The 13,377-nt window shown below is 61.7% G+C and carries 12 protein-coding genes and 1 pseudogene; 10 read left to right on the top strand and 3 right to left on the bottom strand.

Annotation, left to right across the window (positions count from 1 at the left end; translation table 11 throughout):
• The first annotated feature begins 77 nt into the window (after window positions 1-77).
• The 4 genes from ODQ19_RS13025 to ODQ19_RS13010 all read left to right on the top strand — a co-directional run bounded on the left by ODQ19_RS13025 (window position 78) and on the right by ODQ19_RS13010 (window position 3,537).
• Entirely contained in the window at window positions 78-704 is a 627-nt protein-coding gene (locus ODQ19_RS13025; protein ID WP_116665337.1) for a glutathione S-transferase family protein, read from the top strand.
• A 16-nt stretch (window positions 705-720) separates the two neighbouring features.
• Window positions 721-1,641 (top strand): LysR family transcriptional regulator, encoded by a 921-nt coding sequence (locus tag ODQ19_RS13020; protein ID WP_116665370.1) that lies wholly within the window; start codon window positions 721-723, stop codon window positions 1,639-1,641.
• Window positions 1,641-2,525 (top strand): LysR family transcriptional regulator, encoded by an 885-nt coding sequence (locus ODQ19_RS13015; protein WP_330210241.1) that lies wholly within the window; start codon window positions 1,641-1,643, stop codon window positions 2,523-2,525. Before ODQ19_RS13020 ends, ODQ19_RS13015 begins: the two co-directional genes overlap by 1 nt.
• Before the next feature lie 79 nt (window positions 2,526-2,604).
• On the top strand, window positions 2,605-3,537 hold the full coding sequence (locus ODQ19_RS13010) for a pyridoxamine 5'-phosphate oxidase family protein (RefSeq protein ID WP_116665339.1): 933 nt from the start codon (window positions 2,605-2,607) through the stop codon (window positions 3,535-3,537).
• A gap of 191 nt (window positions 3,538-3,728) precedes the next feature.
• On the opposite strand, the gene ODQ19_RS13005 is transcribed toward ODQ19_RS13010, so the two are convergent.
• The gene (locus ODQ19_RS13005) at window positions 3,729-4,004 is read right to left on the bottom strand and encodes a DUF6124 family protein (RefSeq protein ID WP_116665340.1); all 276 of its coding nucleotides are present in this window, start codon (window positions 4,002-4,004) and stop codon (window positions 3,729-3,731) included.
• Between the two features lie 661 nt (window positions 4,005-4,665).
• Between ODQ19_RS13005 and ODQ19_RS13000 the strand changes: the two genes are divergently transcribed.
• Window positions 4,666-5,070 carry a RidA family protein gene (locus tag ODQ19_RS13000; protein WP_116665341.1) on the top strand — a complete coding sequence of 135 codons (405 nt, stop codon included), beginning with the start codon at window positions 4,666-4,668 and terminating at the stop codon, window positions 5,068-5,070.
• A gap of 124 nt (window positions 5,071-5,194) precedes the next feature.
• On the opposite strand, the gene ODQ19_RS12995 is transcribed toward ODQ19_RS13000, so the two are convergent.
• Window positions 5,195-6,682 (bottom strand): aldehyde dehydrogenase family protein, encoded by a 1,488-nt coding sequence (locus ODQ19_RS12995; protein WP_330210240.1) that lies wholly within the window; start codon window positions 6,680-6,682, stop codon window positions 5,195-5,197.
• 236 nt (window positions 6,683-6,918) lie between these two features.
• Between ODQ19_RS12995 and ODQ19_RS12990 the strand changes: the two genes are divergently transcribed.
• Window positions 6,919-8,088: a p-hydroxyphenylacetate 3-hydroxylase oxygenase component gene (locus ODQ19_RS12990; RefSeq protein ID WP_330210239.1), complete on the top strand. Its 1,170-nt coding sequence runs from the start codon at window positions 6,919-6,921 to the stop codon at window positions 8,086-8,088.
• Window positions 8,089-8,144: 56 nt separating this feature from the next.
• Window positions 8,145-8,618, top strand: a pseudogene (locus tag ODQ19_RS12985) (flavin reductase family protein); the annotation flags it as partial.
• A 32-nt stretch (window positions 8,619-8,650) separates the two neighbouring features.
• On the opposite strand, the gene ODQ19_RS12980 reads toward ODQ19_RS12985, so the two are convergent.
• On the bottom strand, window positions 8,651-9,973 hold the full coding sequence (locus ODQ19_RS12980) for a hypothetical protein (protein WP_330210238.1): 1,323 nt from the start codon (window positions 9,971-9,973) through the stop codon (window positions 8,651-8,653).
• Window positions 9,974-10,189: 216 nt separating this feature from the next.
• Between ODQ19_RS12980 and ODQ19_RS12975 the strand changes: the two genes are divergently transcribed.
• From ODQ19_RS12975 to feaR, 3 genes are all read left to right on the top strand, one after another.
• Entirely contained in the window at window positions 10,190-11,689 is a 1,500-nt protein-coding gene (locus ODQ19_RS12975; RefSeq protein ID WP_330210237.1) for an APC family permease, read from the top strand.
• A complete protein-coding gene (locus ODQ19_RS12970; protein WP_330210236.1) occupies window positions 11,652-12,218 on the top strand; it encodes a DUF3156 family protein in 567 nt (188 codons plus the stop codon). The genes ODQ19_RS12975 and ODQ19_RS12970 overlap by 38 nt, the downstream gene beginning before the upstream one ends.
• Before the next feature lie 114 nt (window positions 12,219-12,332).
• The gene (gene feaR / locus ODQ19_RS12965) at window positions 12,333-13,274 is read left to right on the top strand and encodes a transcriptional regulator FeaR (RefSeq protein ID WP_116665346.1); all 942 of its coding nucleotides are present in this window, start codon (window positions 12,333-12,335) and stop codon (window positions 13,272-13,274) included.
• Window positions 13,275-13,377: the final 103 nt, after the last annotated feature.

The raw sequence follows: 13,377 nt of genomic DNA, 5'->3' as shown, positions 1-13,377 counted from the left end.
TTCCATCGCAGGGTTGCCCATAAGAAGATCGCTTCCCTCGACGCGAATACTCGGTCGACAACGATCTGGAGTCTTTCATGCCTGCTATCAAACTGTATGGTTTTCCCTTGTCTGGCCACTCCCACAGAGTCGAGCTGATGTTGTCCCTGTTGGATCTGCCGACTGAATTCATCCTCGTGGACCTCAAACAAGGCGCTCACAAAGCACCTGCGTTCATCGCCAACTTCAACAGCTTCGGACAGGTGCCGGTGATCGACGACGCCGGCACTGTGCTGGCCGACTCCAATGCGATTCTGGTCTACCTTGCCAGTACCTATGGCAAAGGGCAGTGGTTGCCAAGCGACCCCATCGGGCAAGCGCGGGTCCAACGCTGGCTCTCGGCCGCCGCTGGTCAACTCCATGCTGGGCCCGCCACGGCGCGCTTGGCCACGGTGTTTGGCGCCGAGGTGGACACTGTCAGCGCGATCAACCGTGCCCATGCCTTGCTGAGCGTGATGGAACAGCAACTGAGCCAAAGCCGTTTCCTCGCCAGCGATCAGCCAAGCATCGCCGATATTGCGTTCTATACCTACGTGGCCCATGCGCCGGAAGGCAACGTGTCGCTGGCCGACTACCCTGAGGTGCGTGCCTGGCTTGCCAGCATCGAAGCCTTGCCAGGGTTTGTCGCTATGCCGCGCACGGCGGTGGGGCTGCAATCACAGTAACGATCAAGGGATGCCGATGGACCGATTTCATGAGATGCAGGTATTCCTGGCGGTGGCCGAGGAGGAGGGTTTTGCGGCTGCTGCACGCCGCCTGAAGACCTCGCCACCCAGCGTGACCCGCGCCATTGCCGCTATGGAACAGCGCATCGGTACGCAACTGCTGGCGCGCACCACGCGCAGCCTGCACCTGACCGAAGCCGGCCAGCGTTACCTGGAAGATTGCCGGCGCATCCTCGCCGAACTGGAGGAGGCCGAGGAAGCGGCAGCGGGCAGTTACTCCATCCCCGGCGGCCAGTTGACGGTGACCGCACCGGTGCTGTTTGGCGAGCTGTATGTGGCGCCTGTGCTGGGGGAGTACCTTGACCAGTTCCCCTTGGTGAACATCAGTGCCTTGCTGGTCGACCGTGTGGTCAATATGGCCGATGAAGGCGTCGATGTAGCGGTGCGTATCGGCCATCTGCACGAACCCGGGCAGCAGGCGATCAAGGTCGGCGAAGTGCGCCGGGTGGTGTGCGCATCGCCGGCTTATCTGGACCAACATGGGCGCCCGCAGCGACCTGAGCAATTGCGAGAAGCCAGGATCGTCTCCTCATCGTCCAGCCAACTGGTCAGTGAATGGACGTTCGTCGACGCCGGGCGGCCGCTGAAGATAGCCATTGAGCCGCGTCTGAGCGTTACGGCGAACAATGCCGCAATCAACCTGGCGCGCCTGGGCTGGGGCATGACGCGGGTGCTGTCCTATCAGGTGGCGGCAGCGGTGGCGGCGGGTGAGCTGGAGCTGGTGCTGGAGGCTTTCGAACCGGCGCCGCTGCCGATCCACGTGGTGTTCCAGCAAAACGGCCGCATACCGGCCAAGGTCAACACCTTTGTGGATTTCTTAAGCCATCACCTCGGGCAGGACCCGGCCCTGAACCCGGCGACGAAGCGGCGCACCTGATGGAGCGCTTTCGCGATATGCAGCTGTTTGTCGCGCTGGCCGGCCAACCCAGCCTGGCGTCGGCGGCACGCCAGGCCGAGGTTTCCGGCCCGACCCTGGTACGAGCGGTTGCGCGCCTGGAGGCACGCTTGCGGGTGGTGTTGCTGCAACGCAGCACACGTGGGGTCAACCTCACCGATGCAGGCCAGGCTTACCTTACCGACTGCGTGCGCTTGCTGGCAGCGGTGGACGCGGCCGAAGCCTCGGCCAACGGCGCCCATGTGCACGCCCAGGGCAACCTGCGGATATGCCTGCCGTTGTTGTTCAGTCGCTATGTCATGGCGCCATTGCTGGCAGGCTACATGGATCGCTACCCGGCGGTGCGTGTCATTGCTAACTACCACGACTATTACCCCAACCTGCACGAAGAGGGCTTTGACGTGGCGGTGTGGGTGGGCCAATTGCCCAACTCATCGCTGATTGCACGGCAGGTTGGGCAAGTGCGCACCCTGCTTTGCGCCAGCCCCACGTATTTGGGGGCCAAAGGCGAGCCCCGGCATCCGGCCGACCTCAAGCAACATCATCTGATTGCCAGCGCCGAAGCGCTGCGATGGGATTTCCTGCATTACACCCTCAACGCCCGCGCCCGCCTCAGTTGCGCCACGGTGCAAGGCGCGATCAATGCGGCCGTGCAGGGCGCGGGGGTAATTCGTTGCCTCAGTTACCCGGTTCATGATCACCTCATAAATGGCCAACTGCGTCGTGTCTTGCCGGCCTTTGAACTGCCGCCGCTGCCGGTGCATGTGATCTACCGCGAAGGCCGCCATGCGCCGATGCGCGTGCGCAGTTTTGTCGACTACTGCGTCACCGCGTTGCGCGAACATCCGGCATTTCAGTTGGAGTAATAGTGGATTGCCTGGGGTGGGCATTCTCTGCAGGGTTGGGTAGGCGCAGCATTCGGTTATCCAACCAGAGGTGATCGCCATGAACTCGATCGAACAATCCCCTTGGCATGTCGGCGAACGCCACTTGCAGGAAAGTGCCGGCGTCGCTGAACGCATGGCCATGATCGGGCCGAAGGTCATTCGTGATTATTTGCCCGAGCAGCATCGTGATTTTTATCCGTTGTTGCCTTACCTCATTCTGGGAGTGGTGGACGAACAGGGTATCCCCTGGGCGACCATGCTGGAGGGCGCGCCAGGGTTTGCCCATTCACCGGATCCACAGGCGCTGCAAATCGACGGCCTGCCGTCCAAAAGCGACCCGGCCTGGGCTGGCATCACTCATGGCGCGTCCGTTGGCCTGCTGGGCATCGACCTCGGCACCCGGCGTCGCAACCGCATGAACGGTCGGATCGGAGCGCTGGATCATGACGGCTTTGCGGTGAACGTGGTGCACACCTTCGGCAACTGTCCCAAGTACATCCAACTGCGGCCCGTCGCTGGGATTGCGCGCAAACCTGGCGATACAGCCGAGCGCAGCACCAGCCTGGACGCCGCCGCCCAAACGCTGATCCGCAACGCTGACACCTTCTTCGTCGCCAGCTACGTGGACCAGCACGGCGAACGCTCGGTGGACGTTTCCCATCGCGGCGGCAACACGGGGTTTGTGCGGGTGGAAGGCAACGTGCTGACCATCCCCGATTTTGTCGGCAACCTGTTCTTCAACACCCTCGGCAACCTGCACGCCAACCCGGTGGCGGGGTTGCTGTTTGTCGATTTTGAAACCGGCGACGTGCTGCAAGTGGCGGGGCGTACATCGTTGATTCTCAGCGGGTCGCCAGTGGCCGAGTTCGAGGGCGCGCAGCGCTTGTGGACGGTGACGGTGGAGCACGTGGTCCGCCGCCCGGCAGCATTGGCACTGCGCTGGCAGTTCGCAGAGTTTTCACCGCACAGCCTGGCGATGGGCACCTGGTAGCCTGGCACGCTCTCCCTGGCACAACTACCTCACTGATGCAGTGAGATCAAATGTGGGAGGGGCGGTGCGACGATTCGACTTGCCCCCGATGAGGTAGTGTCAGTAGACACATTTGTGACTGACCCACCGCCATCGGGAGCAAGCCCCTCCCACAGGGGAACGTCATTGCCTGTTGAGTTTGCGTTTGTTCATCAGGCCACCGGGCATTCCCGGTTCAGCGCTTCATCGACCAGCAACTGCGCAATCTCAATCATCTGCACCACCGCCAGCACATGCTTGCGGCTCTGGCCGTCAAGCTGTTCGGCACAGTCGTAGGCACAGACAGTCGCTGACTCCAGCATTTCGCTGGCATTGCTCAAGGCGGCTTCAGTGCTGAGTCCGGGGCGGACGGTAAAGATGACATCGGGAGGTAGTAGCGGGTTGTTATCCGAGGGGGATGGCGGGGGATTGGGTGTGACTTTCTTCATGGCGAAGCTCCTATGAATGAGCACCTCCATTTCGCTACCACACGAAGTAAGGAGGCGACTGTACACGGGGTGGTAGACCGGTCATAGAAACCCGGCAGGCCGAAGCCTCCCATGCACAGCCGCCACAAAGCAGCCCGCACAAAAAAACGCCCTTGAGCGTTTTGGGGTCTATGAAAGAACTGGGCTACCACACCCATTCGCTGAATTTGCAGCGACCCGCGAAGGTTAGCGGTGAGGCTCATCGGACGCAACCCGAAGTTTGTGTAAGAGCGGTCTGATGAACTCACTCCTTGGATCAACGTCGGCGGGTGGTAGTTGCCGGAAGGTTGATCGAGATGGAGGCGCAGGCGCTGGGGGCTGAAAACGACAGCTATCTCACTGACGCAATGCGACCCAAATGTGGGAGGGGGCTTGCCCCCGATGGCGGTGGGTCAGTCACAGATGTATTGATTGACACTACCTCATTGGGAGCAAGTCGAATCGTCGCACCGCCCCTCCCACAGTGGGACGTCATTGCTTGTTGAATTGCGTTTATTCATCAGGCCACCGGACGTGCCCGGTTCAGCGCTTTATCCATGAACATGCTGCTGGATGTTGAACCGTCCGACTGAGCAGTTCCTTTGGGTTAGCCTTGTTTTCCTACTGCCAACAAGGACTCGTCATGCAACGAAAGGTCATTAATCCCACGACGGTATTCAATTCGCTGCAATACGGTTTCAGCCAGGCCATGGAAGTGCCGCAGGGGCGGCGGATCATGCTTTCCGGGCAGGTGGGCGTCGATGCTCAAGAGCGCACCGTGGGCCCAGGCATTGCCGAGCAGACGGCCATGGCGTTGGATAATGTCGACAAGGTGCTGGCTGAGGTGGGGGGCGATCTGTCCCATGTGATCATGCTGCGGTTGTATATCGTCGAGTCTGCCCGGGAGCAGCAGGAGCCGATTGCTGAAGCTTTGCGCCAGCGCTTCGCGCATAACCCGCCGCCGTCTTCGTGGACTATGGTCAGTGGGTTGTCGTTGCCGGATTGGTTGATCGAGGTTGAGGCGGAGGCGGTGGTTCCGTTCAGTTAGGCGAGCGCTTTTTTGAAAGCAGCAAGTAGTGGCTGACAAAGACAGCTATCTCACTGATGCAATGCGATCCATATGTGGGAGGGGGCGGTGTACACCAAACCAGATGTGCACTGCCCCCCCCCAATCAATACCGAATCATCACCGACTTAAGCTCGGTGTAATCCTCAATAAATGCACTGCCAAACTCCCGCCCAACCCCCGAAGACCGGCACCCACCAAACGGCACTGCCGGGTCGAGCAAGGTGTGCATGTTCACCCACAAGGTGCCTGCCTTGATCGCCGGGATCATGCGCAGGGCCTTGCCCAAATCGTTGGTCCACAGGCTGGCGCTCAGCCCATAGGGCCCGTGGTTCATCAGCGCCAGCAGCTCGTCTTCGTCGTCGTAGGGCAGGAAGGTGGCGATGGGGCCGAAGGTTTCTTCGTTGAGCAGGGTGTCGTGCAGGTGGTTGGCGAGGATCACCGTGGGTTCGACGTAGCAACCGGGGCGGTCGATAAGGTGGCCGCCGTGGATGATCGTGTTGTTTTCGGCGCGGGCCTGGTTGAAGTAGCCAAGCAGTTTGTGCTGATGCTGCTGGTGTGTGACCGGGCCGAATTCGGTGTGTTCGTCCAGGGGCGAGCCGATATTCAGGCGGCTCAGGCGCGTCTTGAGTTTTTCCAGCACGGCGTCGATTTGCGAGCGGTGCACGAAAAAGCGTTCGGCCGCCGCGCAGATTTGCCCCGAGTGCAAGAAGCCCGCTTCGATGATGCCGTCCACTGCCTTGTCCACGTCCATATCGGGCAGGAAGCCGGCGGCATTCTTGCCACCCAGTTCCAGGGTTGCACGGGTGAGGCCGGCGCCCATGGCGCTGCGGCCAACGGCGATGCCGGTGGGCACTGAGCCGGTGAATGAAACCTTGTGCGTGCCGGGGTGTTCCACCAGCCCCTTGCCGACATGGCCGCCGCCGGTGAGCACATTGAGCACACCCGCCGGCAGCCCGGCGTCGATGGCCAGTTCAGCGATGCGCAGCAGGGTCAGCGGCGTGAATTCGCTGGGCTTGATGATGATGCTGCAGCCGGTCACCAGCGCCGAGGCGAGTTTCCAAATGGCGATCATGGTCGAGAAATTCCACGGCACAATGCCCACCACCACGCCCACCGGTTCGCGCAAGGTGAAGGCGGTGTAGCGCTCGCCATTGAACGAAGGCAGGGAGGGCGTGAGGGTCTGGCCGCTGAGCTTGGTGGCCCAGCCGGCGTAGTAGCGCAGGAAGTGCGCGGCCTGGTCGACCTCAAAGGCGCGGGAAATCTGGATGATCTTGCCTGACTGGCACGTTTCGATCTGCGCCAGTTCTTCGCGGTGGCGTTCCAGCAGGTCGGCCAGTTTCAGCAGCACGTTGCCACGGATGGCCGGTGCGGTCTGCGACCACAGCTGGAAACCCCGGTTGGCGCAAGCAACCGTGGCGTCGATATCCGCCAGGTCTGCGTCGGCCACATCGGCGATCACCTGGCCGGTGGCGGGGTTGGTCACGCTCAGGCGTGTATCGGTGTGGCTGTGCACGCTGGCACCGTCAATGAATAGCCCATGGCGACGACGTAGAAAAGCGTCGACTTGAGGCAGCAGCGGTATATCGCTCATGGCAGGTTCCTGGCAGTTCACAAAAGAAACCCCGAGGTTAACCAACGCGCAGGTACGCAGCTTGACTGTGCCTGCCAGCTTTTATGCCTGTGCCTGCCGTGCTTGTGAAAAGTACAAGCTTGCCTACCGAACGTGCATTTCCCGCCTGCACGACCCGTTTGATACTGGCCCTGCATCCCGCGCCGTTCCACGATTCGGAGCGCCTGCCGGACTTCCAATAATAAGCAGGGCCGTCCATGAAAAAGCCAAACCCGCTCCTCGAAGATCTCAAGCCTCTTCTGCCTGCCATTGCCGCGAACGCCAGCCGTGCAGAACAGCTGCGCCAGGTGCCGGATGAGAATATTGCGCTGCTCAAAAGCATCGGCCTGCACCGCGCCTTCCAGCCCAAGGCATTCGGCGGCCTGGAGCTGTCGCTGCCCGAATTCGCCGACTGCATCGCCTTGCTCGCCGGCAGTTGCGCCAGCACCGCCTGGGCCATGAGTTTGTTGTGTACCCATAGCCATCAACTGGCGCTGTTCTCGGCGCAGTTGCAGGAGGAGATCTGGGGCGCCAACCCGGATGCCACGGCCAGCAGCAGTATTGCGCCGTTCGGCCGGGTGACCGAGGGCGAGGGCGGCGTGTACTTCAGTGGCGAGATGGGCTGGAGCAGCGGCTGTGACCATGGCGAGTGGGCGATTGTCGGCTGCCGTCGCCAGAATGCCGAAGGCACCCAGGATTACTGCTTTGCCGTGCTGCCGCGCAGTGACTATCAAATCCGCGATGACTGGTTCGCGGCCGGCATGAAAGGCAGCGGCACCAAGACCCTGATCATCGACAACGCCTGGGTGCCTGAGTACCGGATCCAGAAGGCCAAGGACATGATGGAAGGCAAGTCCGCAGGCTTTGGTCTCTACCCTGACAGCCAGATTTTTTACGCGCCGTACCGGCCGTATTTCGCCAGTGGCTTCTCCACCGTCAGCCTCGGCGTGGCCGAGCGCATGCTGGAGGTGTTCCGCGAAAAAACCAAAAACCGCGTGCGCGCCTACACCGGTGCCGCCGTCGGCGCAGCGACCCCGGCGCTGATGCGCCTGGCCGAGTCCACCCACCAGGTGGCCGCCGCTCGGGCGTTTTTGGAGAAGACCTGGCAAGACCACGCCGAACACAGCGCCGCCCACCGCTACCCAGCGCGAGAAACCCTGGCGTTCTGGCGCACCAACCAGGCCTACGCCACCAAGATGTGCATCGAAGCGGTAGACCGCCTGTTCGCCGCCGCCGGTGGCAATGCCTGGTTCGAACACAACGAAATGCAGCGCCTATTCCGCGATGCCCATATGACCGGCGCGCATGCCTACACCGACTATGACGTGTGCGCACAGATCCTTGGCCGTGAGCTGATGGGCCTGGAACCCGACCCGAGCATGGTGTAGCCGCGTTTTCCCTACAACAATCAGGGCGGCCCATAGAGGCCACCCGGGAGTCTTGCATGTCAGACGTATTCGACCCACGAGCCTTTCGTCGCGCCTTGGGCAATTTTGCCACTGGCGTGACCGTGGTCACCGCCGCCACCGCCTCCGGGCGCAAGGTGGGCGTGACGGCCAACAGTTTCAACTCGGTATCCCTCGACCCGCCGCTGGTGCTGTGGAGCATCGACAAACGCTCCAACAGCCATGCCGTGTTCGAGGAGGCCAGCCACTTTGCGGTGAATGTGTTGGCGGCGGACCAGGTGCATCTATCCAACAATTTTGCCCGCCCTCGTGAAGACCGCTTCGCCCTGATCGAGTACGAGCCGGGGGAGGGTGGCTCGCCGGTATTCGCCGATTGCTCGGCGCGTTTTCACTGCGAGAAATACCAGCAGGTGGACGGCGGCGACCATTGGATCATGATCGGCAAGGTGGTGGCCTTTGATGATTTTGGCCGTGCGCCGCTGCTCTATCATCAGGGCGCCTATGCCGAGGTCCGGGCGCTGCCTCCCTGCGCGCCCGAGGCGGTTTAGAACGGCACGGCGACCACCAGTTGGCTGTAGACATTGGTGCCGTTGCCGCCGACCTGATTGCCACCGGTATCGGCTGATTTATTGGGTGTGTACAGGCCCAGCAGCGGCGTGATGATCAGGTGCTCGTTGACGGCCCATTCGGCATACAGGTCCAGTTCGCGGCCATCCAGATTGGGCTGGTCACGGGTGCTGACGGTGTTGTAGTCGAAGAACAGCGCCCCAAGGGTGACGTTCTCCAATGGTTTGACCTTGAACGCCACATGCTGCACGGCGGTATTACTGTTGAAGGGGCCGGAATAGTTGCCCGCCACTTCGCCCTGCACCCAGGTGCCGTAGCCACGGTTGAAGCCTGAGAACATGCCGTCCCAGTTCTTCGAATAACGGGCGTAGCGGTAGGTCAGGTCCGGCGACCACGGCAGGTTGGCGAAGGTGTAGCCGGCTTCGACGTAACCGGCATTTTCCTGGCCGTCGCGACGGCTTTGGCGCGCCAGTTCGAAGGCCAAGTGCGCGTTGTCGATACCGGCATTGCCGGCGCCGCGCAGGCTGTAGAGGTTCATGCCTTTGCGCTGGCGCTGCAGGTCGGTGGCGAAGCGCTCATCCACGTCGATGCCGTGAATATAGGTCAGCCCCAGGGTGCCCGGCGCGGCACTGTATTCCAGGGTGCCGGCGGCCATTTCGGTAAGGGCCTGGGCGCGGTTGTCGGACTTGATCCACATCAGGCTGCCGTGCACACCGTCCTTGCCGCCCAAGCGAATCACCGCCGTCTTATCGAAGGCATGGCGCGCGGCGATGTAGTAGGCGCCGCCGCGATTGAACTCGCCGTCGCCCACACCGTTGCCCAGGTTGGGGCCGTCGTCGTTAAGGATAAAACCGTCGCCCAACATGATGATCTGGCGGCCAAACGACAGGTCCAGGCCGTCCTTGCCCAGCGCCGGTAACAACTCGCCAGACCGCCAGCCAGCGAAGGCTTCGTCAAACTTGGTGGTGCGCTCGGTGCCGTTGGTCAACCCGGCCGCATCGCCGTCGCCCCAGGTACCGGAACTCACCAGGTTGGCCGTGCCATACACACCGCCCAGGTTGCCCAGGCTCTGTTCGACGCTCAGGCCGTACTTGATGAACGCCTCACGCCAAGTGGAGCCGCCGCTGCGCCCATCGTAGTTCTTCGGGCTATTGAACATACCGTACACGGCGAGGAAGTTGCCGGTGACCTGAGTGTCGGCGTCTGCATACAACTCGATGGCCTGCGCCTGGCCCACCAGCAGTGCCACGCCCAGGCCGACCGTCTGGCGCAGGCAGCGGTTTTTCAGTGTGTGCTCCATTGTTATTGCCCCCATCTTGGTTAAGAGTGAGGGCGCATTAGGGCGAGCGGTATGAGGCCAAGTCTTTTCCCTGCGTGCCAGGCAATTGACTCTGGCCGCCAGGCAGCAGGCCTTGGCAGGCAGCAACAAAACCGGCGGCAGACAGGGGCAAGACGATCAACGGGAGTGGGGCGCAGAGTGCCGACACATTAAAAAAACCGCTTCGAGGACCCCTCCATGTCGATCAACGACCGACTCACCGCACACCTCAACCGGGGCACGGTAGGTTTTCCCACTGCGTTGGCCAGCACCATCGGCCTGATCATGGCCAGCCCGGTGATTCTCACCGCCACCATGGGTTTTGGCATCGGCGGCAGCGCCTTTGCCCTGGCGATGCTGATCGCCGTGGTGATGATGCTGGCCCAGGCCACCACCTTCGCCGAGGCCGCGTCGATACTGCCTACCACCGGTTCGGTGTACGACTACATCAACTGCGGCATGGGTAGGTTCTTTGCGATCACCGGGACCTTGTCGGCCTACCTGATCGTGCATGTGTTCGCCGGCACCGCCGAAACTATCCTCGCCGGCGTCATGGCCCTGGTGAACTTCGAACACCTCAATACCCTGGCAGAGTCGGCCGGCGGCTCGTGGTTGCTGGGCGTCGGTTTCGTACTGGTGTTCGGCGTGCTGAATGCTTTTGGCGTCAGCGCATTTGGCCGCGCCGAGATCATCCTCACCTTCGGCATGTGGACCACCCTGATGGTGTTCGGCGTACTGGGCCTGATCGCCGCGCCGGCGGTGCAGTTGGATGGCTGGTTCGGCGAGTCGTTGGTGGGCACCGACCTGGTTACCGTGCTGTCGCTGGTGGGCATGGCGATGTTCATGTTCGTGGGCTGCGAGTTCGTCACCCCGCTGGCGCCGGACCTGCGCCAATCGGCCAAGGTGATGCCACGGGCGATGATGCTCGGGCTGATGGGCGTGGCCACCTGCATGTTCATCTATGGCGCGGCGATGAAACGCCAGGTAGAGAACGTGGTGCTCGATGTGGCGTCCGGCGTTCACCTGTTGGACACACCCATGGCCATCCCCCGGTTCGCCGAACAGGTGATGGGGCAGATCGGTCCGTTGTGGCTGGGCATCGGCTTTCTGTTCGCTGGCGCTGCGACCATCAATACCCTGATGGCCGGCGTGCCGCGCATCCTCTACGGTATGGCGGTGGATGGCGCCTTGCCCAAGGTGTTCACCTACCTGCACCCGCGTTTCAAGACGCCGCTATTGTGCATCTTGGTGGCCATGTTGATTCCGTGCCTGCACGCGCTGTACCTGGGCGGCAACACCGACAACATCATGCACCTGGTGCTGGCGGCGGTGTGCGCGTGGAGTTTCGCTTACCTGTTGGTGACCTTGTCAGTGGTGATCCTGCGCATTCGGCGTCCGGACTTGCCACGGGCCTATCGCTCGCCGTGGTTCCCGCTGCCGCAGATCGTCTCCAGCATCGGCATCCTGCTGGGCATGTGGTTTATCACCCCACCAGGCATGAACCCGGCTGACATCTACGTGCCGTTTGGCGTGATGCTCGGCGTGACGGCCACCTACGCACTGTTCTGGACCCTGGTGGTGCAGAAGGTCAACCCCTTCAAGCCCGCCTGTGTGGAGGAGGTGTTGGCCAAGGAATTCAATCACGAACCGGGGCAGGCCCATGACGGTTATAGCGACCTTGCGGCAAAAACTGTTTGAGCTGTTTCGTGCTGACCGCGCACCCAGCGGGTATCGGCCGGGGGTGACCCTGGCCCACCTGCGGCGTGATCTGGGCCTGGCAACCCTTGAAGTGGACGGTGTGGCCTTCGAGATTGTCGAGCGCACCGAGTCGCAGTTGTTAATGCACCTGGTGCTGACCGAATGTGTCCTGCGCGTTCCTGCTGCAGCGGGTGGCGCTGGCAACTTCGAGGTGCACCATGGCGGCGCGTTCCGTCGCAGCGGCATTCATGTGCGGCGCCGCGCTGGCAACCAGGCACTGGGCCGTGAGTTGCAGGCGCGTTTGCTGGCTGACAGCACGTTGTTCCAAGCGTTAATGCCGCTGGATTTCAAGCGCCTGCGCATCGAGCTGCACGACCAGCAATGGTGCGTGCGCCTGGAGCATATGGGCGGCAGCGAGGTGGTCAACCGCATGCCGGCGTTTCGGCGCTACATTGCTGTGAGCCGTGCACAACGCGAGCATTTGCTCGCCACATTGGTCGGCCTGCACAGGGTACTGTCGAATCTCTGATTGGCACCATTAGTGCTTCTGCAAAGGGCAAACAGGTTGTTGTTGCGTGCATATAGATAACATGTTAACTATTGCACCAGAACAACAAGAATAACGCCACTGCGGAGACACCCCATGAGCATCCCACAGCATGCACCCGACGGGCTCGACAGCTGGAACCGCGAACTGCGCGCCGCGTGCGGCCACTTCGATACCGAACTGGCCTTTAACCGTTCGCTGTTTATCGGCGAGATCCACAACCTGTCGCGTGGCCTGGCCATCCTGCGCACCAACGCCGGGCTGATCAAACGCCCGACGCACCAAGCTGACCATGACAACGACCAGGAATGTTTCCTGGTTAGCCAGCGCAGCGGCTATTCCCAGATCACCCAAAACGACCAGACCGTACAACTGGCTCCCGGCGAAATGCTGTTGATGGACTCGGTGGGCTCAATCGAAATCACCCCCTTCGGCCTGATCGAACACGCCTCGCTGTCCCTGTCGCGCACTGCGGTGTGCAAGCACCTGGGCGGCCAGGCACGGGCCTTCGGCAAGATCTCCTCGACCAAAGCCTGCGGGCGCATGCTGCATGTGCTGATGGACCAACTGTGCAAGGACGATACCGACGAAGACGCCACGCAAGTGGAAGCACTGCAAGCGGCCTTTGTCTCGCTGCTGGGTTCGGCGTTGGAGCAGGGCGGCGAGTGCCGTGAAGGCGTGGCCTCGTTGCAGGGCAATAACCTGCGCAGCTATGTGCAAAAAGTCATCGATGAGTCGCTGAGCCAGCCGGGCCTGAGCCCGATTGGCCTGGCCAACCGCCTGAATATTTCGGTGCGACACCTGTACCGTTTGTTTGAAGAACAGGACGACAGCGTCTGCCGCTATATCCAGCGCGCACGGCTCAAGCGCAGTGCGGATGACTTGACCAACCCGTTCCTGCGCAGTGAGTCGATCACCTCGATTGCGTACAAATGGGGCTTTACCGACTCGGCGCATTTCAGCCGCTCGTTCAAGAAGCAGTTCGAGGTATCACCCAAGGATTTTCGTTCGAGCCGGTTGCAGGCGGTGCAGGCATAAACAGCTTCTTCAAGCTGCATGAGAGCCAATGTGGGGCAGGCAAGGCATTTTGTAGGAGCGAGCTTGCTCGCGAAAGACCCACAGGCGCCGCGTTCATTCAGGA

Source organism: Pseudomonas sp. AM4(2022), assembly GCF_036346515.1.
Lineage (GTDB): Bacteria > Pseudomonadota > Gammaproteobacteria > Pseudomonadales > Pseudomonadaceae > Aquipseudomonas > Aquipseudomonas paracarnis.
Note: the sequence above shows the minus strand (reverse complement) of the source record. Positions and strands in the feature narration are given on the sequence as shown.